This window comes from Chryseobacterium sp. P1-3 (genome assembly GCF_000738495.1).
Taxonomy (GTDB): domain Bacteria; phylum Bacteroidota; class Bacteroidia; order Flavobacteriales; family Weeksellaceae; genus Chryseobacterium; species Chryseobacterium gallinarum.
The window spans coordinates 172,266-198,290 of record NZ_JPEQ01000008.1 but is presented as its reverse complement, the minus strand read 5'-3'; the positions used below and the strand labels follow the sequence as shown (position 1 = coordinate 198,290).

Below are 26,025 nucleotides of genomic sequence, written 5' to 3'. Positions count from 1 at the left end.
TTGTTAGAAAAGAAAGAATCCGTCTCGCGTTAAGTTGAGATGGATTCTTTTTTAATATTCTTTTTTATAATTCCGGAGGACAAACTTTATTCCGGTTTCTATAATGTCTCCCATCGTTTTACAATACTTGAAATTGATATCGTAGGTGAATTTCTGTAAAGCCGTCTTAAGTTCTACGACATTCGCTTCCGGTGCGATATTGTCTTTTTTCATAATAGAAATGAGTTCATCGAATCGGTTTTTGCTGCTGGTCACTCTTTTTACGATTTGAGAACGTACTTCCTTACGGTATTGCTCTATAGAACTGGGCTTCAGTTTTTCAAGTACCATATTGACCATTGGGTTGTTTTCCTTGAAATATTGGGGAAGATAGACCTTCAGATTCCCTTCATACGTTTGCTGATCAAAATCAATAGGACGGATTCTGTAAATAACCTGGTCGAAGTCATGTATAGGAATAACAACATAATTATAAGATCGCATGTCACCAAGGAGCCCTATAAGACAGCGCTCATTGAATTTCACAAACTCCTTGGAAATCTGTGCTTTTTCCAGTTCCGTACAGTTGAGCATATGTTTCTGAATAAAAATATCTCCGGGGATTCCTAAAATATGCTCTTCTATTAAGGTGTTTTTATAAATCAGGAAGTTAATCCTGTTGGGAGAAAGCAGGTCCTCAAGTTCCAGTCCGTAGATGCGGGAAGCATCCGCCTGTTTAATATAAAAAATTGGTATAGTTATCATTCAGGATATTTCTCACCCGAACCCGAAATGGCTTAGAATTTCCAAAAGTACAAAAGTCAATTGTATCCACTTTCAGATAGGGTAGAGTAGCGGTATCTCCGTCAGAATGTAGGAGCGTATAAATCTTATTTAAACTAGCCTCTATTTCTTTAAACTCATGTTCAGGGTACATCACGCCAAGCCACAAAGTATCTTTGCCGTCTTTATCGAGAATATTCACGCTGTCACTAAATCTGAGAAGGTCTTCGTACAAAAATTGGATCTTGGTCGTTCTGTTATATTTTTCCAGATATTGCTGTAATTCCTCCGAAATTGGAAATATGGGTTTTCTAAACGCTATTTTTACATCTTTCATCACACAATTCACTTTCTTTAAATATAAAGAATATTTTTTGTAAGGTTTGAGGAATTCTTATTTTAACATTCATGTGATACTTTTTTATATAGAATAAATCAAACGAAAGTTTTATTTTATTTTTTCTTAAATTATTTTATTTTTCATAGCTTAGTGACATCATAAGGCTTTGGTTTTATGTTGAATAATTGTAGATAAATTTAAATAAATCAAGAAAAATCTTGACAAAATTTTGTATGTTACAGTTTTTTTTTAAATTTAAACGTTGGATTGGTAATTTATTTGACCCATCGGTAAATTACTCAGAAACAGATCCAAACCAGAATAAGAAATCTCAAAATAATAATAATATGGCAATGTTTAATTATGGAGTTGGCGGAAACGAGGTAAAAGTAGACGCTAATGAAGCTATTCAGGAAATACAGGAAAATAAATCACTGATAGTAAGCCAGCTTACAACAGAAGAATCTTATACCCCTGAAATTGTAACAGGATTAAAAACAGTGGAAGACGTTTTCAAACATTTTCAGCCTTCAGTGTCGGTACAGCATGAAACAGAAGACGGAAGTGTGGTGGAAGAGGAATTCCGTTTTCAAAATCTTGGAGACTTTACTCCCAAAAGCCTTACTCAGAAATCAGATTATCTGCAGCAACTGAGTATGGAGCAGGAGCAGTACAACAAAATTGTACGTCAGCTGAAAACAAATAAAATTCTACGCAATATGCTGGAGAACGATCAGACAAGAGCGGCGTTCATAGAAGTATTGAAAGAAGTGGCACAAGAACTTGAAAATAATTAAAGACTTTACATTAAATCATGGATAGTAAATTACAGGCGCAAGAAAGTCAGCAGCAGGGACAGCAGCAACATTCAGGGCAACCGAAAGGTAACCCGCTTGCGGAACTCAATAAAATGGGAGGCTTTGGCTTTGTTGAATCCGTTGTAGACGGAATCGCCAATATGAACCCTACAAGAAAGGCAAGAAAAGAAATCTTCCTTAACGATAGCAATAAAGCAGACGAAAGAAAAGAACTTCTTCAAAAAATCAACCTTTGGGTAAGTCTTTTGGAAGGGAATGAATCTGCAGATAAAATGGCAGAAACATGTAAAAGCAAAGCTCAACAGGCAGATCAGAATCTAAAGAAAAACCTGAAGAATACACTGGATGCTGTACGTTTGCTGGAAACCAACTATAGAACAGTAGCCCAATTCTATAAAAATACAGAACTGGACAAAGTGGATAACGTAAGCATTGTGAATGCAAGCCTTGAGCAGGTTTCGGATCTGGATAACCCTTTGTTCATTGATGCCATCGCTGAAGAATTCAAAAATTACTATGACCGTCTGGACCTTAGGGATAACTATTCAATCCTTGCCATACCAGGATATTTAGGATCCAATAAAGTGATTGAGAAATGGGCCAAAATCTGTAACGAGAATAAAGTAATGATGGTTACAGACTTTGCTAACCTTGATAAACCGGATGACGTAGTAGACTTATTCCACTCAGCAAACCTTACAGGAGGCGAGCTTCACAGAAGTAATGTGATTATGACATGTAACTGGCTGGTAGGACGTGGAAAAGCTGAAGAAGTAGGCGAAGAGGAAAATGTAGAACTTCCACCTTCCACCTCATTAGCCGGTAAAATCCATAAGACATTAATGTCTCAGGTAGCGGCCGGTAAAAAACATGGTAACATCAACGAAGTAGACGCTGTAAAATTCGAATTGAAGAAAAGTGAAATTTCGCAGTTAGAAAAAATGGGTCTTGTTCCAATGGTAAATGAATACGGAAAAATTATGGCTTTCTCTGCGAAAACATTATTTACAGGAGACAATATTGGTCTTCAGACGTATTCAGTAGTTCGTGTATTCGATTACGTAACCAAAGTTTTATTAGACTTCCTGAACAGAAGAGCCTTCGAAAACTGGAATGCTAAAAATGAAGATGACCTTAGAAGACAGATCGTAACCTTCCTGGATAATATCAAAGGACCGGATAAACTTATTGAAAAGTTTAAAATTGTTCGTTTTGAGCAGGATAGAGTAAACAAAGACAGAGTATGGCTTGACATTCGTATGACGCCTTATTTCCCTACAAAAAGCTTCGTTATTAAATTAGACGGACACAAAGGAGATGATGGTAACGAATGGGATGCAGAATACGCACAGGAATAAAAAAAAACATATTTAAAATAAAAAAAACCGATGCAATTTTTACATCGGTTTTTTTCTACCAATACTTATGAATATTAATATGAAAAAAAAAACTGACCATTGTTCTCCCTGCATTATTAATGGTGTTTTTGTCCAGCTGTGAAAAGAAATATCAAAGTCCCGGTCATTATAAAAATGATCTTTTTGCTGATGAGCATCAGGCAGGAAAAGCTTATATCATGAATAAAGATGAGTGTTTTGATGGTAGTGAGCTGGTGATAGCAAGTTCCGGAGTGAAACTGGCAGACAGTTCAAAAGGTCGGGGAAAACCGTTTTTTATTTATAAAATAAGTTCCGGAAAAGTTTTGAAGACCGTCAGGGATTCAGTAGTGGAATATCCGCTTCAGTTTTTATCCAACCAAAGATTGAAACTGAAGAAGGGAGATTCTATGTATGTTTATCTGAAAAAGCTTGAAGGATACCGCTTTATTGTAAAAGACAAGCAAAACCTTAAGTACCAATGGCTGAGGGCAGCACCCGTATATTCTGTGAAGAAAGAATAATTTTTAACGGATTCATTTCAAAATATATATGAAAAAAACAAGCTTCTCGTTATAAGTGAAAGTATGAGTATCCGGAAGATTATTCTTTTGGATCTGACTTAAAAAACACAAAGATATGGTAGGAGTTAGTTTTGAAACGTGGTCTGAGATCAAAAGAAAGCCGATGAATATGGGCAATGCTATGGTCCTGAATGCTTATGTTGCTAAATTTGAAGACAATAAATATGTCCAGATCAATTCGGCTTCTGTAGGCGATACAGTGTATATTATTGTTGAAACAATAGGCTTAACCGGTAAAAAAATAGAAGTGAATCTGTTGGACCGTGATGGGATCCTGGACGGTAAAAACTTTTCTGTAGTAGATTTACTTCAGGATGATAAAGATACACAAGGCTTACTTACTGCAATTGTGGATAAACAGGGAAAGGCCATCTACAAAGTTAAACTCCAGCCTTCTTCAGATAAAAAAGACATTGAAAACTGGGGAAATAAAATCAATAAGACCAAAGATAAAAAAATATATACCTGTTTATTGGTGGATGTTGATAAACATAATCCAGGAGTAAATATTACTTATACCGGACGAAATGCGAAAGATCATGAAAACGATTCCCGGAAATCTTCCAAAACCAATTACTGGCTTGATGAAAACGGAAAATGGTTTGAATTGAAAAAGAAAACTCCGGTGATTGTTATAGATCCTGGTCATGGAGATAATAATTCAAAAAACTCAGTATATGATCCTGGTGCCGGTAGTGGTAAAGAATATGAAAAAGATTATGCTTTAATCATAAGCAAAGCTATTAAAAATGAATTAGAAAAAGAGCATTTTACTGTATATATGACTAGAGAAGCTGATATAAATGTTGATCCTAAAGGTCCATTAAATTGGCGATATGAGTTTGCTAATAAGAAAAAAGGAGACATATTTATCAGTGTTCATTTAAATTCAGGTACAGATAACAATGTTTTTTCGGTATATCAACAAGGGAAAGGGAATGAAACACAAAGCAAAAATTTGGCAAAGGAAATAATGGAAAAGTTGAGGCCTATAGTGACAGTACCTGACAATAATATCAGACAAGTAAAAGGTTATACCAGATTCAGTACCCTTGCTGTATTGAATAATTTTAAAGGTGAAGCAGGAATATTAATGGAATTTGGTGGAATAGATAGTTCAGCAAACCAACAAAATATAAAGGGCAATAAAGATAAAATAGGAAAAGCTGTAAAAGATGGAGTCATTACTTATTTGGAGAAAAAAGTATAATCTATTTATTATACCAATTATACTTTACTGTTCCGTACAATGCAGTAAAAATACACAAACTGCAAATACAGAACAGAAACATAATATTTTATCGTATGACTCATTAATTAAAAAATATACCAGAGAAAAGGTATATATTGGTATCTATTTCACTAATAAATGTTTCAAAAATAATTTTGAATATTATAAAAAAGAATATTCAGCATAATCCTTGTGATCTTACAAAAGAAATTGATGCTTATATACATGATAATACTTATAAATCATGCACAATTAACAATGTAAAAGAGATTGATAAATGGTGTAGGATTGAAGCCGGGCTAAACGAGATTCCAATACAAAGTGATGAAGGAGTTACTTTCGAAGAGATTATTTATAATATGGAAATTGGGAAAAGGTTTTATGCAAAATATCTTAAAGATAAAAATCAATATTATGGATCATTGGATTTTCAACAGTCTTGTTCATTGTATTATGATGTAGTTAATTATTTGTATAATTTAGATTCGGATGATTATAAGAATTTTATGCAAGAATATTTTGATTATTACCATAAACTTAGTGTATCCTAAGTAAAAATATTTTCTGTTTACCATTTATGAGCTTCTTACATCTGTACGCTGAAAAGAAAAAGAATAAGCTTATCTTTGCAGCATTGAATAATGTACATGGATGAAGAGAAATAAACTCTTCAATGAATTAAACAGACTAAGCTTTTTGGAAAAAAATAAAACAGTCACAAGTTTTCTTCATATAGGAAACAGGCTTTTGGAATGGTATAGGAATAATGCCAGGGATTTACCTTTCAGACAGACTAAAGACCCATATAAAATCTGGATCTGTGAAATTGTATTTCAGCAGACAAGGATTAACCAGGGCCTTAATCATTACAACAACTTTATTAAAAGGTTTCCGGATGTAAAAACCTTAGCTGAAGCTGAGGAAAATGAAGTTTTGTTACATTGGAAAGGATTGGGCTATTATTCCAGGGCAATTAATATTCATAAAGCTGCCCGGCAGATTATGAATGATTATCAGGGAATTTTTCCTGCAGAATATGAAGAAATTTTAAAATTAAAAGGCGTAGGCAAATATACGGCTGCAGCGATTTCGAGTATTTGTTTTGGCGGAAAGATTCCTGCAGTTGACGGAAACTTTTACCGCGTTCTAAGTCGCCTGTTTGCTGATGATTTTGATATTTCCAACGCAAAGGCTTTTGCTTATTTTTCAGAACTGGCAACTTTAGTGATGCCCGATAATGTGGGGGATTTCAACCAGGCGATGATGGATCTGGGCTCTGAAATCTGTAAACCCAAAAACCCTCTTTGTGGAGAATGTCCGGTCCATGAAGATTGTCTGGCTTTTTCATTACAGAAAATTTCAGACTATCCGGTAAAAACGAAGAAAGTAAAGGCAGAAGACCTGTCTTTAACATATTATTTTGTTCACAGAAATGGAGAATTTCTGATCCGCCAGAGAAAAGATGACTTTATCTGGAAAAAATTATTTGAATTCCCGTCTTTCCTCCCTGAGACAATGAAAACTTTTATTACCGGCTCAAAAATAATCAGTCATAAGCTTACCCATAAGAACTTAAGCATTGAAATATTTAATGTTGAAGTTACCTCGGAAAAGATCTGGAATGATTTTATCACTGAAAATCAATACCTGATTACCAACTTTGAAGCCTCTCATGAAAAATCATTTCCAAAGCCTTTGGAAAATTACATTCAAAACTCTCTGAAAGACTGAAATTTGTCTTCTTAAATCTGAAATCTAATTTGTACTTTTGCAAAATGATAAAAAAAAGTCATTTTTATTTTTGTATCACTGCTTTTAATCTCATGTGGAAAAGATCCGGTTCCGAAACCTTACGGTGAACTGCGTTTGGAATATCCGGTTCCGAAATACCAGAAGTTTGAAAACAATTGTGCCTATACTTTTGAATATTCAGATTTTGCTTCAATAAGCCCGGCCAAAAAACCTTGCTGGTTCTATCTGAATTATCCTGAAATGAAAGCCAAGGTTTTCGTTACGTATTATCCGATACAGAATGACTTTGCAGAACATATTAAGGAAGCAGAGAAAATGGTATATGAGCACACCATTAAAGCCAGTGCTATAGACACTAAATCTTTTGAATATCCGGAAAAGAAAGTGTATGGAAACTTCTATGAACTTAAAGGACAGAGTGCTTCCAACCTTCAGTTTTACATTACAGACAGTACAAAACATTTTGTAACTGCTTACTTATACTTTAATTCCAGGCCTAAACCGGATTCTTTAGCTCCTGCAGTGAACTATATCAAAAACGATATGAAACACCTGCTGGATTCTTTTGAATGGAAAAAATAATTACTTTTAATATACATTGAAAAATATATGAAACTTTTAGTTGTAGGAAGTGTTGCATTTGATGCAATCGAAACGCCATTTGGTAAGACGGATAAAATTTTAGGTGGAGCTGCCACTTATATTGGAATTACTTCATCTATTCTAGGCGTTAAATCTGGTATCGTTTCTGTAGTAGGAGGAGATTTCCCACAGGAACATCTTGATATGTTCACAGACAGAGAGGTAAATATTGAAGGAATTGAAATCGTAAAAGAAGGAAAAACATTCTTCTGGTCTGGTAAATACCATAATGACCTGAACACCAGAGATACATTAGCCACAGAAGTAAATGTGCTGGAAAATTTTGACCCTAAGATTCCGGATTCAATGCAGGACGCTGAAATCTTATTACTTGGAAACCTACACCCGGGTGTTCAGTTGTCCGTACTTGAAAAAATGAATAACCGTCCTAAACTGGTTATCCTTGATACAATGAATTTCTGGATGGATTCTGCATGGGATATATTGATGGATATGATTGCCAAAACCGATGTGATTACCATTAATGATGAAGAAGCAAGACAGCTTTCAGGAGAATATTCCTTAGTAAAAGCAGCTAAAAAAATCCATACAATGGGTCCTGAGTATGTGATCATTAAAAAAGGAGAGCACGGAGCTTTACTTTTCCATGATAACAAAGTATTTGCGATCCCTGCACTTCCGTTAGAAGATGTTTTTGATCCTACAGGAGCAGGAGATACCTTTGCCGGTGGGTTTGCCGCTTATCTTGCCAAAAAAGGGAAAATAGATTTCGATACTATGAAATCTGCTTTGATCGTAGGGTCTGCAATGGCTTCATTTACCGTAGAAAAATTCGGAACAGAAAGAATCCAGGAAGTAAATGAATCAGATATGTTCAGCAGATTGAGACAATTCAAAGAATTGACAACATTTGATGTTGAACTGCAGTAAATAAGTCTTTTTAAGAAATATTTATAATAAAAAATTGAGTGAAATTCGTTAAGAATTCTAAATTTGCAACTTGTTAAAATAGTAAAATGACAAATAAACTAAAAATCACTTTTCTTCTTGGGATCTTCATGATGGTATTCTCTTCCCATATGATGAACGCCCAGCTTAAACAAGGAGATTTAGTGGATGGTATTGCTGCTGTTATTGGAGATGAAATTGTTTTGGAATCTGATGTGAATGAACAGATGAATTATGCAAAACAGCAGGGAGCTTCCGATACAGACAAATGTGAATTCCTGGAAAACCTGATCAGCAATAAACTTCTTGTATATGAAGCAAAAAAAAGATACGTTAATTGAAAACCGTTCTGCTGCAATCAAAGAACAGGCTAATGCAAAATACCGTCAGTTGCTTTCTCAATTTCCGGATGAAAAAACAATGCTTGCCGCTTATAAGTTCAGAAATGCTTATGAAATGAAGAATGCGATCGAAAAGATCGATACAGACCAGTATTACGGACAGGCAAAATACCAGAGGGTAACGGATAAAGCAGATGTAACTCCGAATGAAGTTACAGACTTTTATAATATGTATAAAATGCAGTTGCCGCAGGTAAAAGATGAGGTAACCTTAGCGCAGATTATGATGTATCCTAAGCTTACCGAAGCTCACAAGCAAGATTTAATCAACAGATTGAAAAAGATCAAACAGGATATTCTGGGAGGAGAAAGTTTCGAAAGCCAGGCAAGAATCTATTCTGAAGATGAGGGATCAGCTTCCAATGGAGGTCTGTATAAAAACATCAACAAAGGGCAGATGGTAAAGCCGTTTGAGGCTGCAGCATTAAACCTTCAGGAAAATGAAATCTCTGATCCTGTAGAATCGGATTTCGGGTACCATATTATTCAGCTGGTGAAAAAGTCCGGGAAAGTATATGATGCAAGACATATCTTGCTGAAAGCTACTCCAACGGAAGATGAGATTAAAACAGCAAAAGCAAAATTAGATAGCATCAGAGGTCTGGTTTTAAACGGTAAAATGACATTTAAAGATGCCGCTTTCAAATTCTCAGATGATAAAAGAACCAAATTCAACGCAGGGGTAATTCCTGGAGGAGATGGCTCTGATAAAATTGAAAGAGAAAGTATTCCGGGAACGATCAGCTATGAGCTGGCAGGGTTAAACAAAGGAGATATCACCACAGCTTTTGAAGATGAAGATAACAGAAGAAAAGTGGTAAAAATCATCAGAATGGATGATGTAATCCCTTCCCATCAGATTACTCTGGAAACAGATTTCAGCAGAATTAAACAAATGGCGCTGAATAAAAAGAAAAATGAAATGGTTGAAAAATTCGTCAACTCCAAATTGCCGACAACCTTTATTTCCATAGACGGACGGTATGATAACTGTAAATTTAAGTCCAACTGGAAAAAAGAATCAATCAAAAAATAAACAGATAAGCCTTCAGAACTCCTGAAGGTTTTTTTGTGTGTGAAACCAAGCTTATTCATACTGTTAAATGATTCTGAAGGCCATTTCGTCAACTCCCACAATGAGGTTTTTATTCAGATTTCTGTTTCTCATTTTCTGACTGAAATTTTCATTATTTTTTCTTCCCAATCTTTGTTTTTAGTATTTTTACACATGAGCAATTTTATAGATTTCAACTCTGCGAAAAAACTTCATGATATGCAGACAAGCCAAAACAGAATTACACAGCTTTTTGAAATAAAATATCCTGTTATTCAGGCCGGTATGATCTGGCATTCCGGATGGAGGCTGGCCTCAGCCGTTTCTAATTGTGGCGGATTGGGATTAATAGGAGCAGGAAGTATGTATCCGGATATCTTAAGAGAAAATATTCAAAAGTGTAAACAGGCAACAGATAAGCCTTTCGGGGTAAATGTCCCTATGCTGTATCCCAATATTGAAGAGATCATTCAGATTATTTTGGAAGAAGGAGTTAAAATTGTATTTACATCGGCAGGTAATCCCAAAACCTATACGGAATCTTTGCAAAAAGAAGGAATAAAAGTAGCCCATGTGGTTTCTTCTACCAAATTTGCCATCAAATGCGAAGAGGCAGGAGTAGACGCTATTGTTGCCGAGGGTTTTGAAGCCGGAGGACATAACGGTAGAGATGAGACTACAACTTTCTGCCTGATTCCTAATGTTAAAAAACATACCACCAAACCTCTTATTGCTGCCGGAGGCATTGCTTTAGGCTCACAAATGAAAGCTGCCATGATATTGGGAGCAGATGGAGTGCAGATTGGTTCCCGTTTTGCGGCAACTACAGAAGCCAGTGCCCATGAGAACTGGAAAAAGAAAATTACACAATTACAGGAAGGAGATACCCATCTTACACTCAAAGAACTGGCACCGGTAAGAATGGTCAAAAATAAATTTTTCAACGAATTGGAAGAAATCTATCAGAGTGGAAGAGACAAAGATGCCTTAATTGCTTCATTGGGCAGAGCCAGAGCTAAACGGGGAATGTTTGAAGGAGATATGGAAGAAGGAGAACTGGAAATAGGCCAGGTTTCTGCTTTAATCGATGATATTCTTCCGGTGGAAACAGTTTTTAACCGTCTGCTGAAAGAATTTGAAGAAACAAAAATGCCCGCCTTTTAGAATTTTGAATCAATGGGAGGAAGAATAATAGAAGTAAAGGGTAAGAAACTATATACAGAACACAACTATTCATTCGAAAACAGACCAACAATTGTTTTCTTACACGATTCTTTGGGATCTGTCCAACTGTGGAGGGATTTTCCGGCTGAATTGTCTGATGCAACAAATTGTAACGTCCTTGTGTATGATCGTTTAGGTTATGGAAGATCTTATCCTATGCCCACCCACGAAAGACCGGTTAATTATATGGAACTGGAAGCAGATCTTTTGAATGACCTCCTCATCAGGCTAGATATTGATAACGCAATCCTTTTCGGGCACAGTGACGGCGGAACTATTGCTTTAATTACCGCTGCAAAATACCCGGAAAAGGTAGAGGCGATCATTTGTGAAGCCGGGCATATCTTTGTGGAAGAAGTGACCTTAAAAGGAGTGTATGATGCCTGGGAAGCTTATAAAACTACCAATCTTCCGGAACGTTTACAAAAATACCACGGAGATAAAGTGGAAACCCTCTTCAAAGCCTGGACAGAAACCTGGACCCGGGACGATTACAGAAACTGGAATATTGAATATCTTTTGAAAAATATCACCTGTCCATTGCTATTTATCCAGGGAGAAGCCGATGAATATGGCACATTGGACCAGGTAGAAAAAACCATTTCCCAGGTAAGCGGAAGTGCTGAAAAATATATCATTCCCGGAATTGGCCATACCCCTCATAAAGAAGCACCTGAACAGGTCTTGGAAAAAGCTGCGGATTTTATCAGTAAAAATTCCTGATGTAGTAATTAGCTAAAATGATATTATTTTTGACGTCTTTCAGTAAGGATGGTTCACGTCCGTGTTCGGATCTTAATATTTAGTCCTGGAAAGAGAAACTGCTTTAATTATAACAACTTAAGTTCCGTAGCTATATTTTCTTTGGCCTGCGCTTCGTATTTTTCTTTAAAATAGGCTGTTTTAAAGATGCTCTCAAGTTCAAGAAAATGTTTAAGGACCTTTTTTCGTCCGGGTTTGTAAAGCAGGTCGGGATAAATAGAATATTCTTTACGGATCTTTCGGGTATAATCCAGGTAGATTCCAAAGTCTTTTCCAAGAATTGAAAGATCGGCATCCAGCAAATAATTGAGATCATGATTTTCAGACAGCAAATGCTGCTTGGTTGCTATAATTTGTGTTGAAATAATTTTTATTTCAGATTCATTCACTCCAAGTTCCCCGAGTCTTGATTCTGCAGTTATAGCACTGTTCTCTTCGTTGGACTGAGAAGTGGCGTTATAAATAATATCATGATAGAATACAGAGAAAGAAACGGTAAGGTAATCCGAAATATCATTTTTTACGGTTTCAAGTTCCCGGAACATATTTTCAAGATGCAGAAGGTTATGGTAATATCTGTTTTTTTCAGTGTACTTTGTTTCAATTTCCTTCCATAATCTGCTGATCAGATCCTGATCTTTAGTAAAAGGAAAGCAAAGTTGTTCAAACTGATTTTTTAAATTTACCATGGCAAAAGATAAAAAAAGGAACTTTTAAAAAGTTCCCTTATTCGCTTCCAAAACAGCTTTCAGCTCGGCCCAGCCTCCACCGTTATAACCGTCTTTCAATCCCTGAGCGTTTAAATACTCCAATGCTTTTCCGCTTCTGTTTCCACTTCTGCAGAATAAAATCACTGGTTTCTCAATCGATAGAATCTCATCTTTTCTATCTTCTACCTCACCCAGAGGAATATTCTTTGCTCCCTCTATGCTTCCGTCCATTTCAAGCTCCATAGGCTCGCGAACGTCGATCAATTCATAATTTCCGGATTGTATTACTTCTATTAAAGACATAGTTGTTTATTTAAAAATTAAATTAAGACGAAAGTACGTAATTTTTTTTTTGAAATTTTCTATGAATTTACTTTAGAACAGAGTATATCCCGATATAGGATTATTTTAAAAGCTGCAGATTTATAAAATAATCTTAGTTTTGCACTGTGAAATTATGAATCCAACCGCTGAAAAATATTCTTTACTGATTAAATCCAAAGCAAAAAGTTTTGGGTTTCAGAACTGTGGTATTTCTAAAGCAGACTTTTTGGAAGAAGATGCACCGCGTCTTGAGCAATGGCTTAAAAATAACTTCAACGGAGAAATGAAGTATATGGAAAACCATTTTGACAAAAGATTAGATCCCAGGCTGCTGGTGGAAGGCTCCAAATCTGTAATTTCACTGTCTTATAATTATTTCCCCGAAGAAAAGCTGCCCGTTCTTGAAAATTATAAAATCTCAAAATATGCTTATGCAGAGGATTATCATGAAGTGATCAAAGAAATTCTTCGTGAAATGGTGGCAGAACTTCAGGATGAGATCGGCGAATTCGGATTCAGGGTTTTTGTAGACTCGGCTCCTGTTTTAGAAAGAAGCTGGGCAAGGAAATCAGGAATAGGCTGGGTAGGGAAAAATGCCAATCTGATTACCAAACAAAACGGATCCTTTTATTTCCTGGCAGAAATTATCTGTGATCTGGAGCTTATTCCTGATCATGAAACAACAGATCACTGCGGAACCTGCCGGAAATGTATTGATGCCTGCCCCACAGATGCTATTGTTTCTGAAAAAATCATCGATGGAAGCCGCTGTATTTCCTATGCAACCATAGAATTGAAAAACGACATTCCCGGTTATTTTAAAGATAAAATGGAAGACTGGATGTTTGGATGTGATATCTGCCAGGATGTATGCCCCTGGAACAGATTTTCCGCCCCTCATCAGCAAAGCAGGTTTAAGCCTAATGAAGCCTTGAAAAACTTCAAAAAAGGAGAATGGAAAGAGCTTACCCAGGAAATTTTTTCAGAAATCTTCAGAAAATCACCTGTAAAAAGGACTAAGTTTGCAGGATTGAAAAGAAATATTGAATTTTTAGAGCAATCCTCAATCAAATCTTAGTTGAGATTTTTGGTGACAATTCCTTTTCCGGAATTAGTGAAGTTCCGAACAAAAGCAGATAATCAGCCCATTCCTTAAGATTTCTACTCTAAGGAGGGTGAAGATTTTTTTCAATAAGTTCTTAAAATCCTTTCCCTAAAAAGAAAAATTGACTTTCAGGAGATTAAATCTCACCGAAAATCAACGTCTTTTTTGTATTCTTTTTGGAGCCGTTTTTACTCTTATTTTAAATCTTTTCTGTGACTTGGTGTTTTTACGCATATTTGTGAATATTTCGTAACTAAATATAGTCATTTTTTCGATTAAAACAAATACTTTTATAGAAAATTACAGATTAAATTTTATTAAAACATGACCGTGAAAAGTGCATTATTATATATTTTAAAAATTGTAGGGATCATTTTGGGAATAGTAATCATTTATGTGCTTCTGGGATTACTGATCCCTTATATTCCCGTTTCAGCGAAAGACGACGGACAAAAAAAGGAGATTCCGGTCTATATTTATACCAATGGGGTACATACCGATATTGTAATGCCCGTGAAGAATGATCTCCAGGACTGGAGCCTGAAAATTCCTTTTGCCAATACCAAATCCAAAAGAACGGATTATCAGTATATAGGAATAGGATGGGGAGATAAAGGATTCTACCTTGATACGCCTACGTGGGCTGATCTTAAATTTTCAACAGCTGTGAAAGCTGCATTTTGGCTGAGTGAATCCGCAATGCATTGTACATATTATACAAACATGAAAGAAGGGGATGACTGTAAGATGATTATGATCAGCAGAGGTCAATATGAAAAACTGGTTAAATTTGTCGAAGATAAGTTTGACAGAGACCGGAATGGAAACTTTATGCTGATTCCTACCGATGCTGTTTACGGTGATAATGATGCATTTTATGATGCCAAAGGAACCTACAGCTTTTTGTATACATGCAATACATGGACTAATAATGCTTTGAAAGCAGCAGGTCAGAAAGCGGCACTCTGGACTCCTACTGATTTTGGAATTTTTCAGCACTATAAGTAGAATATGAAAAGACTTTATTTGCTTTTTGCTGTTTTTTTGATTTGCGCCTGTGTCCAGGAAAAAAAAGAAATAAGTGGTAATGATATTATTTCCGAAACAGCCATTGAAAGGAAGCCGGAAACAGATCTGTCTGCATTAAAAAGCAAAGCAGATGAGGCATTGAAGTTCTGTACGATGAAGGATTTTAATACTGATTTCTGTATTTTGATTGATATGAGCCTTCATTCAGGGGTAAAAACGCTTTTTTTATATGGGATTTTAAAAATAAACGTATTTCAAAAAAAATATCTTGTAGGCCACGGATGTGGAAGCAACTCCTGGAGTAAAGATGATTCCAGAGATCATCCGGAATTTAGTAACGAAGATGGCAGCCACCTTTCATCACTGGGAAAATACAAACTGCAGGGAAGGGGATATAGTGAATGGGGAATTAATGTAAAATACCTGATGCACGGCCTTGAAGAAACAAATGATAATGCATTGGCAAGATATATTGTTTTCCATTCATGGGATATGATGAGCGACGAAGAAACCTTTCCTAAGGGCTCTCCGGAAGGATGGGGTTGTCCAACCATATCAAACACTGCGATGAAAGAAGTTGATCCTATGATTCAGAATTCAAAGAAACCGGTTCTCATGTGGATATATAATTGAAAATAAAAATGAAACATATACTTTGCCGTGAACAGCAACTAAGCTGTGATCTTGAAACTGCCTGGAAATTCTTTTCATCCGCGAATAACCTTTCCCAAATTACTTCGGAAGATATGGGATTCATTGTCCTCACAGAACTGGATGATGATCGTATCCATGAAGGAATGCTTATCGATTATTATATCTCTCCGTTGTTTGGAATTAAAATGAAATGGCAGACAGAAATTATCCATGTTGATTTTCAGAAAAGCTTTACCGATTTTCAAAGAAAAGGTCCCTATAAACTCTGGAAACACCATCATGAATTTTTTCCTAACGAACATGGAGTCCTGATGAAAGACACAATAGAATATGAGCTTCCTATGGGTTTTATTGGAGAAATAGCCCACGGCCTTTTTGTCAGAAAAAAACTGGAATATATTTTTGATTATCGTTTCCGGGTACTGGGTAAATTGTTTAAACAGTCACTTTGACAAATCTCTTAATGTGCAGATGTTTTAATGTTTTCATAAGAGAAAATTTTTAATCTTTGAGAAATTTCATGGTGAAAAATGCCTGTTATTTCTACATTCTTTAAGTTTTTTTAACAAATCGGGGAGCTAAAATCCATCAAAAATTCTTATTTTTGCAAACCACTGTTTTTTACTAAAACTAAGTATTCTGATTGACATGGCAGGTCTGAGGTCATTTTTCTTATTGTATGTAATGTTGCTTTTCACCCTATTCAATTCGAATTGGGCAGAAAAATCATTACAAAATATTCCTCATCTTCCGCACGTAAATAACATCCACCTTTTAGATGTTTATGAGGAAGCAGACATGAATACTCATGCTTTACCTGCGGCTTCAAAAATCGTGAAATACTCAGCACGTAAGGATGATCAGGCCGTCGGAGACTTTTCAGAAATCTTAAAACTGACACCGAAAATCACGCTTCCGGATATTGCGCTTTCCATTATCTGCGGCGTCAGATCGTTTCTACATCTCTTCCAGTTGTTTTAGCTTAAGTTATTGAATATCCGCTATTTTTTACGAAAATTTATAACTTAAACATTTAAAAAAATGTATTTGAAAAATGTAATAATTTGCAGTCTTGCAATATTATTCGCTGTGTCATGCAGTAAAGCCAAGAACAAAAACAGCCAAAAAGAAAAAGAAGTTCCCATTCTGGAAATCAAAGAAAAAGATACATTGGTCAGCAACCAGTTTGTAACCGATATCCAGGCGAAAAAGAATGTGGAAATACGCTCCAGAATCGGAGGAATTATACAGCAGATTTATGTTAATGAAGGGCAATTCGTACACCAGGGACAGGCCTTATTTAAAATTAATGATGCCGAATTGCAGATGGAACTTTTGAAAGCGAATGCTGCTCTCAAACAGACTGAAGCAGATGTTCGTATTGCAGAAGTAGAACTTAAGCAGATTCAGAGTCTCCATGCCAAAAAGTTTGTGGCGAATAACGAACTGGAAATGGTAAAAGCAAAATTGTCTTCAGCAAAAGCAAAACATGCCTTCGCCGAAGCAGAGAAAAAAGCCGTATTACAAAAAATAAGCTTTACCAGGATTACCGCCCCTTTTGATGGGGTTATAGACGTTATTCCCCATAAAGACGGAAGTTTGGTGGAAAACGGAACTTTACTGACGACCTTGTCTCAATTGAATGAAGTCTATGCCTACTTTTCCATTCCGGAAAACTTATATTTTGAGCTTTTAGCCAATGATAAAATCGGAAACCATCAAAAGATCGAGCTTACCTTACCGAATGGGGTGAATTACCAGTTTAACGGAGCCCTGAAGACGGCGGAAGGAGAAATCGACCGCACTACGGGTTCTATTCGTTATAAGGCACTGTTTCCCAATCCGGACCGCCTGATCAAACATGGAACATCCGGAAAGCTTATCATTTCCGAGCACCAGGCCAATGCTATCCTGATTCCTCAGAAATCCACTTTCTCCATTCAGGATAAAACCTATGTTTTTGTGGTGAATAAGCAGAATAAGGTCAAAATGACCAATATTAAGATCGGGACAACACTGAGAGATTCTTATCTGGTGGAAAGTGGTCTTAAAAAAGGAGATTTAATTGTTTATGAAGGAACCCAGTCACTGAAAGACGGAGATATGATTACCGTCAAAAAGAAGTATTAACCTTTCCTAATCTTTAAATCAACTTACCATGGTAGAAATGTTTATAAGACGAAAGGTACTTTCGTTGGTTATTTCCATATTATTTGTACTCCTGGGAATTATGGCATTACTGAAGATGCCGATTACCCAGTTTCCCGATATCGTCCCTCCTTCAGTAACCGTAACGGCAAAATATACAGGAGCTAATGCTGAAGTATCGGCCAATGCAGTAGCTCTTCCTTTGGAACGTGCCATTAATGGAGTTCCGGGAATGACCTATATGTCTACGGTAACTTCAAATGATGGTCTTACTTTAATTCAGGTATTCTTTGAAGTAGGAACCGACCCCGATGTGGCGGCAGTAAATGTTCAGAACAGGGTGACAACTATTCTTGATGAACTCCCTGAAGAAGTGATCCGGGCCGGGGTAACGACTGAAAAAGAGGTCAACAGTATGCTGATGTATCTGAATATCACCAGTACGGATCCTAGCCAGGATGAGCAGTTTATCTATAATTTTACAGATATTAATGTTCTTCAGGAGCTGAAACGTATTGACGGAGTAGGGCGTGCAGAAATTATGGGCCAGAAAGAATACTCGATGAGGGTATGGCTGGATCCGCAGAAAATGGCAGCTTATTCAATTTCAGCAGATGAGGTGATCAGCTCATTGCAGAAACAAAATATTTCGGCGGCCCCCGGAAAAGTGGGTGAAACGTCAGGAAAAACTTCCAGTCAGTTACAATACGTCATTAAGTATAAAGGTAAATTTTTTGAACCCAAACAATATGAAGAAGTCCCGATCAGGTCTGATGTGGACGGAACTATTTTAAAACTGAAAGATATTGCCAAAGTAGAATTCGGGGCAATGAACTATGGAATGGTTTCCAAAACGGATGGAAGACCTTCAGCATCTATTATGATGAAACAACGTCCCGGTTCCAATGCCTCAGAGGTTATCGAAAGCGTAAAGGCAAAAATGGAAGAATTAAAAGTAACTTCCTTTCCTCCCGGTATGGAGTACAATATGGCGTACGATGTTTCCAGATTCCTCGATGCCTCTATCAGTGCTGTATTGACAACCCTGATCGAAGCTTTTATCCTGGTGGGAATAGTGGTGTTTATTTTCCTGCAGGACTGGCGCTCAACGTTGATCCCCGTGCTGGCTGTTCCGGTGGCACTAGTAGGAACTTTTGCTTTTATGAATATGCTGGATTTCTCTGTTAACCTTTTGACTTTGTTTGCTTTGGTTCTGGCCATAGGAATTGTAGTGGATAACGCCATTGTTGTCGTTGAAGCCGTCCATGTAAAGATGGAAGAAGGAATGAATGCCCTGGATGCTACCATCAGCGCCACCAAAGAAATTGCAGGTGCAGTAGTGGCTATTACCATTGTAATGTCTGCCGTATTTATCCCGGTTGCTTTTCTTGATGGCCCTGTAGGCGTATTTTACCGTCAGTTTTCACTGACATTAGCTATAAGTATTGTCATCTCAGGAGTAAATGCATTGACACTTACCCCTGCACTCTGTGCAATTATTTTAAAACCTCATGATCATAACAAAAAGAAAACGGTAGTTGACAGGTTTTTCCAGAGTTTTAATACCGGTTTTGACAGACTTACCAACGGATATGTAGGGACTTTATCAAGATTTGCGACAAAAACTACTGTCACTTTTGGTCTATTGTTTCTATTTATTGCACTGACTTTCGTGACGGGTAAATTTTTACCGACAGGGTTTATTCCTATGGAAGACCAGGGAATGGTATATGTAAGTGTTACCACCCCACAGGGAGCAACAGTAGAAAGAACGGAAAAGGTACTGGATGAAGTAACGGTTATTGCCAAAAAGATAGAAGGCGTTGAAAATGTAACCACCCTTGCGGGATACAGTATTGTAACAGAAATTGCAGGTTCATCTTATGGAATGGCTATGATTAACCTTAAAGACTGGAAACAGAGAAGTATTTCAGTAAATGAGCTCATAGCTGAACTTTCCGAAAAAACCAAGTCTATTGCAGATGCTCAGATTGAGATCTTTGCGCCGCCCACGGTTCCGGGATTCGGAAATACAAGTGGTTTTGAACTGCGTTTATTAGACAGAACCGGAGGTACCATCGAAAATACAGATAAGATTACCAAAGATTTCGTGAAAAAACTTAATGAAGCGCCTGAATTACAAAATAGCTTCACCAGTTTTGATGCTACTTTCCCTCAATACATGATCAATGTAGATTATGATATGGCCGCAAAAAAAGGAATTTCCGTAGAAAATGCAATGTCTACCTTACAAACCATGCTGGGGTCTTATTATGCGACTAATTTTATCCGTTTCAGCCAGATGTATAAAGTTATGGTTCAGGCAAGTCCGGAGCACAGGGATACCCCTGAAAGTATTCTGAACCTGTATTTGAAGAATGATAAAGGTGAAATGGTTCCGTTCTCTACATTTATTACCATAGAAAAAGTATACGGACCTGAAGTATTAACGAGGTACAATATGTATATGTCAGCGATGATTAATGGGGAGCCCGCGGATGGTTATAGCTCCGGAGATGCTATTGCAGCAGTAGAGCGGGTAGCCAAGGAAACCCTTCCGAGAGGCTTCGATATAGAATGGTCAGGAATGACAAGAGAAGAAATTCTATCCGGAAATCAGACCATTTATATCTTTTTGATCTGCCTTCTGTTTGTATATCTTTTACTGGCAGCACAATACGAAAGTTTCCTGCTCCCGATGCCTGTATTATTAAGCCTTCCTACAGGAATTTTCGGTTCCTATATAGCATTAGTACTGGCAGGCCTGGATAATAACATCTACGCACAGGTGGCTTTGGTAATGCTCATCGGACTTTTGGCCAAAAATGCAATTCTGATCGTGGAATTTGCCGTTGCAAGAAATAAACAAGGATTTGATATTGTCCCTGCTGCCATTGAGGGAGCGAGACAGCGTCTGAGACCTATTTTAATGACATCATTTGCATTTGTAGCCGGACTTATTCCTCTTTGTATTGCCTCAGGAGCCGGAGCGGTAGGAAACCGTTCCATCGGTACTGCAGCAGCAGGAGGAATGCTGATCGGAACTGTTTTCGGATTAGTGATTATCCCTGGCTTGTATATATTCTTTGCAAAACTTGAAAATAAAAAGAAAGATGAGAAGATTAAATCATAGAAATATATGGTATGGCGTAGCTGTATTGAGCCTGATGTCATGTGCTGTCCCAAAAGTAGCTGATCTGAAAAAAGCCCGGAAGCTCCCGGAAGAAATTGTTAAAAACGAGAAAGATGTAAATACAGATGAATTTCAGCAGCTGAATCTGAAAGCGTATTTTACAGATGTCCACCTGCTGGAACTTTTTGATAAGGTGGTACAGGCAAATCCCGATTTTCAGATCGCACAGCAAAGAGTAGAAATTGCCAACAGCTTTCTCCAGCGGTCTAAAATGGATCTTTTGCCTTCTCTTGAAGTTGGCGCAGAAGTTTCCGGAACCCGGTACGGGAAATATACCATGGAAGGAGTAGGGAACTATGATACAAACCTTTCACCCAATATTACTGAGGAACAAAAAATCAACAGGAATGTTACTCCGAATTATTGGCTGGGCGCAAGAAGCAGCTGGGAAATTGATGCCTGGGGAAAACTGAAAAATAAGAGAATTGCCGCCCAGAAAAAATATCTGGCTTCTGCAGAAGGGCTACGCTTGCTGCAGGTAGAACTTTTTACAGATATTGCCAATTTGTATTATCAGCTGGTGGCTTTGGATAATCGGCTTGCGATTTACCAAAAGAACTATACCCTTCAGCAGAGAGCATTTGAAATTGTTTTGGCACAGCGTGAAGTAGGAAAAGCAACGGAGCTTGCTGTGCAGCAGTTTAAAGCGCAAAACAACAACTGGCTTGCTGAGATAGAACATATTAAAGTTGAAATTGTAACTGTTGAGCAGGCAATTACCACACTTACAGGAAGCTATGGAGGGAGTGTAAAGCGTGGAAATACATTGATGCCCACCAATATGGATATTTTAAATAAGAATATTAATGTAGAAGCAGTAATCCATTCGCGCCCTGATGTAGCAGCCAATTATTATGTACTGGAAGCCTCCCAGGCTGATGCTAAAGCAGCCAGAGCAACATTTTATCCGAAAATCGATATTGGAGCCGGCATTGGACTTAATTCTTTTTCCGTTGAAACCTTTTTCAGGCCCGGTTCACTGGCAGGGCAGCTGTTAGGTGGGTTGATGGTTCCTGTATTTAATAAAGGCCAACTGAAATACGAATTTAAGGTGGCCAGTAAAGAACAGGAAATTGCTTTTCTGAATTATCAGAAGAGTATTACCACGGCATTTAACGAGCTTCAGTCTATTTTAAAACAAACCAGAATATATGAGCGTGTTTTGAAGTTAAAATCGGAAGAAGTCAGCTTCCTGGACCGTGGAGTTGAGGTTTCCAATGATTTGTATCTTACCGGCTACGCCAATTATTTTGAATTGATAAACTCCCAGAAAAGCAAATTGACTGCGGAGCTGGATTTATTACAATTTCAACATCAGAATACCCGGAATAATGTCCTTTTATTTAAGGCGCTGGGTGGAAAACTGGAGTAATAAGTACAGGATAGTTTCTGGTTTGAAAACCAGGGATTATGTACGAAGAAAGCCACCTGAAAAGGTGGCTTTTATTTTATAGGTTATCGATAATTATTTGATTATCTGAATATTAACTGCGGAAAACCCTTTTGGAGATTTCTCTTTTTCGAAAGATACCTTATTTCCTTTTTTTACCAGCTCAGCACAGTTGTTGTTGTGGAAAAAGATATTCTCCTTTGTATGGTCCTCAGTAATGAATCCATACCCTTTTTCACTGTGGAAGGTAATGATTCCGGTTTTTCTTGGATCCTCCTCAGCAATAGGAGCTGCTCCCAACTGAATTTCATCAAGGTTTACTTCCTGTCTGTCTTCAGGAGGGGTAGAAGTTAATCTTCCGAATTCATCTACATACATGAATACATCCTCCAGGTCTTTACCTTTGTTGTTGTTCGTTTTACGTTCTTCGCGTCTTAACGCTTTTTCTTTTTGCTTTTGAATTTTTTTCTTGAAATTTTCCTTTTTAGAAAAAGAATCTGCCATAAATTATTTTTAGTATTTAGTTTCTATATTTTGTATTGGCCGGTTTATTTGTTGTAAGCCCTGACAGTAGTGCACATCTGCATCCTGTTTTGGATTTCCCAATCATCCAGAGCTTTAAAATTCCGACAAGTAATATTCTTAGAAGAACTAAAGTTAAAATAGGGTTGCTTTAAAAGCAGAGACTGAATAAAAGATACCCAGGCCGAAGCTGAAAACAAAGTAGTATATGACCTAATAATAGGCAAATATACAATAATAAAATGAATAATCCTGATTAAATGATTGATAATCAGAAATACTGTTGATAGAAAAATAACATGATGAGCAATGTCACCGTAAAGGACATATAAAAAAAATCCCCAGCGGCTGGGGATATGGAAAAATATATTATAGATGATGTGGTGTTAATATGGCTTTCAAATCAGCAAATGCTGTGCCTAAAGCCCATGAACATTGGAAATGTTGTCGATAAGTCACACGTTTTTTACAACCTTTTTGGAAGATATTGATCTGATAAATAGCAAGATATTGATAGCCATTTTTTTTTTGCCATATTTGAATAAGAATAAATTCATGCAATAAAATACAACCTGAAGGCTAAAAAATAAAATCCGAAAAATTCACCATACTGAGATGACTTTTATTGCCCACCTTTGTTTTATTAATCTTAAAAAAATAAAGAAAATGTCAACACAAGATGTAAAGGGAAAAGTGATTTTAATTGCCGGAGGAGGGAAAAACCTTGGAGGTTTATTAAGTAAAGATTTTGCAGCAAAAGGAGCAAAACTAGCCATTCATTACAATAGCGATAGTTCTAAGGCTGAAAGTGAAAAAACACTTGCCGAAGTGCAGGCTTTAGGGGCTGAAGCTTTCCTGTTTCAGGGAGATCTTACCAAAGTGGAAAATCTTACCCGTTTTTTTGATGAAACTATTTCGCGGTTCGGAGGAATCGATATTGCCATCAATACGGTAGGAATGGTATTGAAGAAACCTTTTGCAGAAACTACAGAAGCCGAATATGATACCATGTTCAATGTAAACTCAAAGTCAGCCTATTTCTTTTTACAGGAGGCCGGTAAAAAACTGAATGATCATGGCAGGATCTGCACCATTGTTACTTCTTTACTGGCAGCCTATACGGGATTGTATTCTACCTATGCCGGAGCAAAAGCACCTGTAGAGCATTTTACGAGAGCTGCATCCAAAGAATTTGGTGCAAGAGGTATTTCTGTGACTGCCGTAGCGCCGGGACCAATGGACACTCCTTTCTTTTACGGACAGGAAACTGATGATGCTGTGGCCTATCATAAATCTGCATCGGCATTAGGAGGACTTACTGATATCAAGGACATTGCCCCATTGGTTGAGTTCCTGGTAACAGACGGCTGGTGGATCACCGGACAGACTATTTTTGCCAATGGAGGGTATACCACAAGATAATGGATATTCCTTAGTTTAATAACAGACCGCTGATAATGTATTGGCGGTCTTTTTTTTATTATGTAAACAGAAGTGTTATTGATAGAAAGGCTTTAAAAGTCAGGTAATTTAAAATGATTCTTGAAAAAACATTTCATAACTTTAATTACCATATCAACACAGAAAACGATTAATATGCATCATCAGCTAGAGAAACATTATGTAAACAGGGTTGGCTGGCTTCGGGCAGCAGTTTTGGGAGCCAATGACGGATTGTTATCCACTACAAGTATTGTTATTGGAGTTGCAGCAGCAGAGCCCGAGCGCCATATCATCATCCTTGCCGCCCTGGCAGGAATGATTGCAGGTGCCATGTCTATGGCAGCCGGTGAATATGTTTCCGTAAGTTCACAGGAAGACACGGAAAAGGCAGATCTAATGCGGGAAAAGCGTGAACTTGAAGAAATGCCGGAAATAGAGCTCAGGGAGCTCGCCAAAGTTTATGAAAAAAGAGGTTGTAGTAAAGAAACCGCCATGCAGGTTGCTATTGAACTTACAGAGCATAATGCATTGGAAGCCCATGCCCGTGACGAATTAGGAATTAATGAGATTACACAGGCCAAACCTTTACAAGCTGCCATGGCTTCATTCGGATCATTTGCTGTGGGAGCCTTATTGCCCTTTATCGTTTCTTTGTTGGCTCCTATCACTCAAATGGTATATTTCCAGTATGGATTTTCTATAATATTCCTGATGCTTTTAGGCGCAATTTCAGCCAAAGCCGGAGGAGCTCCCATTGGAATTGCCATGTTGAGAATCTGCTTCTGGGGAACGGTAGCAATGGGAATTACAGCGCTGGTAGGACATCTTTTTGGAATAAATGTAGCATAATACCCAACGGAAATAAAATAGGATTCGAGATCTTTCATTATGTAATATTTTGATTTACAATAAGTAAAAACCCTAACAACTGTTAGTCGTAGAAATACTACACTTTTCCATATTTGCATTGAAATATTCTTTTTATATTGCAAATACTTCTAAATTTGGTGACATACCACATCAAATCACAAAATAATAACGATTAAAATTTACAATCATGGCAGAACGAAATTCAAGAGGAATATTAAAATTCAACAATGGCGAAGGGCAAAAGCTGTTAAAACTTAATTACAGTGTATCCCGTGCTACAGATGTATCCGGAAGAGTAGCATCGGATCCTTCCAATGCTCTTATCAAAATCACAGTAGAAGCTACAGAAAAATCTGATATACTGGAAAGCCTCCTTAACGGTAAATATAAACCTACAGTAGGAGAAGTAGTATTCAATAAATCCCACGAAGAAGGAACATTGACAACCCTAAAATGGAACAATGGCTATGTAATCCACCATGAAGTAGATTTTGATGCTATAGATGAAAACAGTATGTACATCAGTTTTATTGTAAGTGCAGAGCAGATCGATCTGGGAACTTCGTCCTACTTTGGAGCCTGGCCTACAGCGTAAGAATTTTTATTTTTTTAATTTAAATAGACAAAACAGAATAGTACATCCTGAAGGATGCTGTTCTGTTTTTTTTATCCGCTATTATTTCTACCGATAATTCAATGGTTTTAAATAATACTTTCATGACTATTTACTTTTAAATATAAGAAGCTTGTGAATTTTGTGTTATGAAACTCATCACTTATGA

The 26,025-nt window shown here is 37.1% G+C and carries 24 protein-coding genes and 2 pseudogenes; 22 read left to right on the top strand and 4 right to left on the bottom strand.

Annotation, left to right across the window (positions count from 1 at the left end):
* Positions 1 to 51: 51 nt before the first annotated feature.
* Positions 52 to 1,099, bottom strand: a pseudogene (locus tag HX13_RS13725) (hypothetical protein).
* Positions 1,100 to 1,449: 350 nt separating this feature from the next.
* On the opposite strand from HX13_RS13725, the gene HX13_RS13720 reads away from it, so the two are divergent.
* The 11 genes and pseudogenes from HX13_RS13720 (at position 1,450) to HX13_RS13670 (ending at position 11,816) form a co-directional block, all read left to right on the top strand.
* Positions 1,450 to 1,899 carry a type VI secretion system contractile sheath small subunit gene (locus HX13_RS13720; RefSeq protein WP_228377612.1) on the top strand — a complete coding sequence of 150 codons (450 nt, stop codon included), beginning with the start codon at positions 1,450 to 1,452 and terminating at the stop codon, positions 1,897 to 1,899.
* Positions 1,900 to 1,916: 17 nt separating this feature from the next.
* Positions 1,917 to 3,278: a DUF5458 family protein gene (locus HX13_RS13715; protein WP_050021571.1), complete on the top strand. Its 1,362-nt coding sequence runs from the start codon at positions 1,917 to 1,919 to the stop codon at positions 3,276 to 3,278.
* Between the two features lie 128 nt (positions 3,279 to 3,406).
* On the top strand, positions 3,407 to 3,820 hold the full coding sequence (locus HX13_RS13710) for a hypothetical protein (protein ID WP_238555336.1): 414 nt from the start codon (positions 3,407 to 3,409) through the stop codon (positions 3,818 to 3,820).
* Positions 3,821 to 3,935: 115 nt separating this feature from the next.
* Positions 3,936 to 5,090, top strand: a complete 1,155-nt coding sequence (locus tag HX13_RS13705; RefSeq protein WP_050021570.1) for an N-acetylmuramoyl-L-alanine amidase — start codon at positions 3,936 to 3,938, stop codon at positions 5,088 to 5,090.
* Positions 5,091 to 5,227: 137 nt separating this feature from the next.
* The gene (locus HX13_RS13700; RefSeq protein ID WP_128572416.1) at positions 5,228 to 5,662 is read left to right on the top strand and encodes a hypothetical protein; all 435 of its coding nucleotides are present in this window, start codon (positions 5,228 to 5,230) and stop codon (positions 5,660 to 5,662) included.
* A 100-nt stretch (positions 5,663 to 5,762) separates the two neighbouring features.
* The gene (gene mutY / locus HX13_RS13695) at positions 5,763 to 6,842 is read left to right on the top strand and encodes an A/G-specific adenine glycosylase (RefSeq protein ID WP_128572415.1); all 1,080 of its coding nucleotides are present in this window, start codon (positions 5,763 to 5,765) and stop codon (positions 6,840 to 6,842) included.
* Between the two features lie 60 nt (positions 6,843 to 6,902).
* Positions 6,903 to 7,445 carry a gliding motility lipoprotein GldD gene (gene gldD, locus HX13_RS13690; RefSeq protein WP_050021568.1) on the top strand — a complete coding sequence of 181 codons (543 nt, stop codon included), beginning with the start codon at positions 6,903 to 6,905 and terminating at the stop codon, positions 7,443 to 7,445.
* Positions 7,446 to 7,472: 27 nt separating this feature from the next.
* Positions 7,473 to 8,396: a PfkB family carbohydrate kinase gene (locus HX13_RS13685; RefSeq protein ID WP_050021567.1), complete on the top strand. Its 924-nt coding sequence runs from the start codon at positions 7,473 to 7,475 to the stop codon at positions 8,394 to 8,396.
* A gap of 86 nt (positions 8,397 to 8,482) precedes the next feature.
* Positions 8,483 to 9,851: pseudogene (locus HX13_RS13680) on the top strand (peptidylprolyl isomerase).
* A 237-nt stretch (positions 9,852 to 10,088) separates the two neighbouring features.
* Positions 10,089 to 11,033, top strand: a complete 945-nt coding sequence (locus HX13_RS13675) for an NAD(P)H-dependent flavin oxidoreductase (protein WP_050021587.1) — start codon at positions 10,089 to 10,091, stop codon at positions 11,031 to 11,033.
* Positions 11,034 to 11,045: 12 nt separating this feature from the next.
* Positions 11,046 to 11,816, top strand: a complete 771-nt coding sequence (locus HX13_RS13670; protein ID WP_050021566.1) for an alpha/beta fold hydrolase — start codon at positions 11,046 to 11,048, stop codon at positions 11,814 to 11,816.
* 107 nt (positions 11,817 to 11,923) lie between these two features.
* On the opposite strand, the gene HX13_RS13665 is transcribed toward HX13_RS13670, so the two are convergent.
* Entirely contained in the window at positions 11,924 to 12,544 is a 621-nt protein-coding gene (locus HX13_RS13665) for a hypothetical protein (RefSeq protein WP_050021565.1), read from the bottom strand.
* Positions 12,545 to 12,568: 24 nt separating this feature from the next.
* Positions 12,569 to 12,868 carry a rhodanese-like domain-containing protein gene (locus HX13_RS13660; RefSeq protein ID WP_050021564.1) on the bottom strand — a complete coding sequence of 100 codons (300 nt, stop codon included), beginning with the start codon at positions 12,866 to 12,868 and terminating at the stop codon, positions 12,569 to 12,571.
* Between the two features lie 154 nt (positions 12,869 to 13,022).
* Here HX13_RS13660 and queG point away from each other — a divergent pair, with 154 nt between their 5' ends.
* The 8 genes from queG (at position 13,023) to HX13_RS13620 (ending at position 22,390) form a co-directional block, all read left to right on the top strand.
* The gene (gene queG, locus HX13_RS13655; protein ID WP_050021563.1) at positions 13,023 to 13,967 is read left to right on the top strand and encodes a tRNA epoxyqueuosine(34) reductase QueG; all 945 of its coding nucleotides are present in this window, start codon (positions 13,023 to 13,025) and stop codon (positions 13,965 to 13,967) included.
* Positions 13,968 to 14,318: 351 nt separating this feature from the next.
* Entirely contained in the window at positions 14,319 to 15,002 is a 684-nt protein-coding gene (locus HX13_RS13650; protein WP_050021562.1) for a TIGR02117 family protein, read from the top strand.
* A gap of 3 nt (positions 15,003 to 15,005) precedes the next feature.
* A complete protein-coding gene (locus tag HX13_RS13645; protein ID WP_050021561.1) occupies positions 15,006 to 15,656 on the top strand; it encodes a murein L,D-transpeptidase catalytic domain-containing protein in 651 nt (216 codons plus the stop codon).
* Positions 15,657 to 15,664: 8 nt separating this feature from the next.
* Positions 15,665 to 16,129: an SRPBCC family protein gene (locus HX13_RS13640; RefSeq protein WP_050021560.1), complete on the top strand. Its 465-nt coding sequence runs from the start codon at positions 15,665 to 15,667 to the stop codon at positions 16,127 to 16,129.
* Positions 16,130 to 16,325: 196 nt separating this feature from the next.
* The gene (locus tag HX13_RS13635) at positions 16,326 to 16,658 is read left to right on the top strand and encodes a hypothetical protein (protein WP_053328321.1); all 333 of its coding nucleotides are present in this window, start codon (positions 16,326 to 16,328) and stop codon (positions 16,656 to 16,658) included.
* A 60-nt stretch (positions 16,659 to 16,718) separates the two neighbouring features.
* On the top strand, positions 16,719 to 17,807 hold the full coding sequence (locus HX13_RS13630) for an efflux RND transporter periplasmic adaptor subunit (protein WP_050021558.1): 1,089 nt from the start codon (positions 16,719 to 16,721) through the stop codon (positions 17,805 to 17,807).
* Positions 17,808 to 17,835: 28 nt separating this feature from the next.
* Entirely contained in the window at positions 17,836 to 20,958 is a 3,123-nt protein-coding gene (locus HX13_RS13625) for an efflux RND transporter permease subunit (RefSeq protein ID WP_050021557.1), read from the top strand.
* Positions 20,939 to 22,390 (top strand): TolC family protein, encoded by a 1,452-nt coding sequence (locus tag HX13_RS13620; protein ID WP_050021586.1) that lies wholly within the window; start codon positions 20,939 to 20,941, stop codon positions 22,388 to 22,390. Before HX13_RS13625 ends, HX13_RS13620 begins: the two co-directional genes overlap by 20 nt.
* A 93-nt stretch (positions 22,391 to 22,483) precedes the next feature.
* On the opposite strand, the gene HX13_RS13615 is transcribed toward HX13_RS13620, so the two are convergent.
* A complete protein-coding gene (locus HX13_RS13615) occupies positions 22,484 to 22,912 on the bottom strand; it encodes a cold shock domain-containing protein (protein WP_050021556.1) in 429 nt (142 codons plus the stop codon).
* Between the two features lie 684 nt (positions 22,913 to 23,596).
* Between HX13_RS13615 and HX13_RS13605 the strand changes: the two genes are divergently transcribed.
* From HX13_RS13605 to tssD, 3 genes are all read left to right on the top strand, one after another.
* Positions 23,597 to 24,352 carry an SDR family oxidoreductase gene (locus HX13_RS13605; protein ID WP_050021554.1) on the top strand — a complete coding sequence of 252 codons (756 nt, stop codon included), beginning with the start codon at positions 23,597 to 23,599 and terminating at the stop codon, positions 24,350 to 24,352.
* A 174-nt stretch (positions 24,353 to 24,526) separates the two neighbouring features.
* Positions 24,527 to 25,222, top strand: coding sequence for a VIT family protein (locus HX13_RS13600; RefSeq protein ID WP_050021553.1), 696 nt, complete (start codon positions 24,527 to 24,529; stop codon positions 25,220 to 25,222).
* Between the two features lie 208 nt (positions 25,223 to 25,430).
* Complete coding sequence (tssD, locus tag HX13_RS13595; protein WP_050021552.1) at positions 25,431 to 25,838, top strand: type VI secretion system tube protein TssD; 408 nt, start codon at positions 25,431 to 25,433, stop codon at positions 25,836 to 25,838.
* Positions 25,839 to 26,025: the final 187 nt, after the last annotated feature.

What these genes read in the sequence shown, in the direction of transcription:
- HX13_RS13660 (WP_050021564.1), bottom strand. Translation starts at nt 12,868, where the DNA reads ATGTCTTTAATAGAAGTAATACAATCCGGAAATTATGAATTGATCGAC.
- HX13_RS13705 (WP_050021570.1), top strand. Translation starts at nt 3,936, where the DNA reads ATGGTAGGAGTTAGTTTTGAAACGTGGTCTGAGATCAAAAGAAAGCCG.
- HX13_RS13720 (WP_228377612.1), top strand. Translation starts at nt 1,450, where the DNA reads ATGGCAATGTTTAATTATGGAGTTGGCGGAAACGAGGTAAAAGTAGAC.
- HX13_RS13620 (WP_050021586.1), top strand. Translation starts at nt 20,939, where the DNA reads ATGAGAAGATTAAATCATAGAAATATATGGTATGGCGTAGCTGTATTG.
- queG (WP_050021563.1), top strand. Translation starts at nt 13,023, where the DNA reads ATGAATCCAACCGCTGAAAAATATTCTTTACTGATTAAATCCAAAGCA.
- HX13_RS13600 (WP_050021553.1), top strand. Translation starts at nt 24,527, where the DNA reads ATGCATCATCAGCTAGAGAAACATTATGTAAACAGGGTTGGCTGGCTT.
- HX13_RS13625 (WP_050021557.1), top strand. Translation starts at nt 17,836, where the DNA reads ATGGTAGAAATGTTTATAAGACGAAAGGTACTTTCGTTGGTTATTTCC.
- HX13_RS13635 (WP_053328321.1), top strand. Translation starts at nt 16,326, where the DNA reads ATGGCAGGTCTGAGGTCATTTTTCTTATTGTATGTAATGTTGCTTTTC.
- HX13_RS13605 (WP_050021554.1), top strand. Translation starts at nt 23,597, where the DNA reads ATGTCAACACAAGATGTAAAGGGAAAAGTGATTTTAATTGCCGGAGGA.
- HX13_RS13630 (WP_050021558.1), top strand. Translation starts at nt 16,719, where the DNA reads ATGTATTTGAAAAATGTAATAATTTGCAGTCTTGCAATATTATTCGCT.
- HX13_RS13640 (WP_050021560.1), top strand. Translation starts at nt 15,665, where the DNA reads ATGAAACATATACTTTGCCGTGAACAGCAACTAAGCTGTGATCTTGAA.
- HX13_RS13615 (WP_050021556.1), bottom strand. Translation starts at nt 22,912, where the DNA reads ATGGCAGATTCTTTTTCTAAAAAGGAAAATTTCAAGAAAAAAATTCAA.
- HX13_RS13715 (WP_050021571.1), top strand. Translation starts at nt 1,917, where the DNA reads ATGGATAGTAAATTACAGGCGCAAGAAAGTCAGCAGCAGGGACAGCAG.
- HX13_RS13650 (WP_050021562.1), top strand. Translation starts at nt 14,319, where the DNA reads ATGACCGTGAAAAGTGCATTATTATATATTTTAAAAATTGTAGGGATC.
- HX13_RS13645 (WP_050021561.1), top strand. Translation starts at nt 15,006, where the DNA reads ATGAAAAGACTTTATTTGCTTTTTGCTGTTTTTTTGATTTGCGCCTGT.
- mutY (WP_128572415.1), top strand. Translation starts at nt 5,763, where the DNA reads ATGAAGAGAAATAAACTCTTCAATGAATTAAACAGACTAAGCTTTTTG.
- HX13_RS13685 (WP_050021567.1), top strand. Translation starts at nt 7,473, where the DNA reads ATGAAACTTTTAGTTGTAGGAAGTGTTGCATTTGATGCAATCGAAACG.
- tssD (WP_050021552.1), top strand. Translation starts at nt 25,431, where the DNA reads ATGGCAGAACGAAATTCAAGAGGAATATTAAAATTCAACAATGGCGAA.
- HX13_RS13675 (WP_050021587.1), top strand. Translation starts at nt 10,089, where the DNA reads ATGCAGACAAGCCAAAACAGAATTACACAGCTTTTTGAAATAAAATAT.
- HX13_RS13665 (WP_050021565.1), bottom strand. Translation starts at nt 12,544, where the DNA reads ATGGTAAATTTAAAAAATCAGTTTGAACAACTTTGCTTTCCTTTTACT.
- HX13_RS13670 (WP_050021566.1), top strand. Translation starts at nt 11,046, where the DNA reads ATGGGAGGAAGAATAATAGAAGTAAAGGGTAAGAAACTATATACAGAA.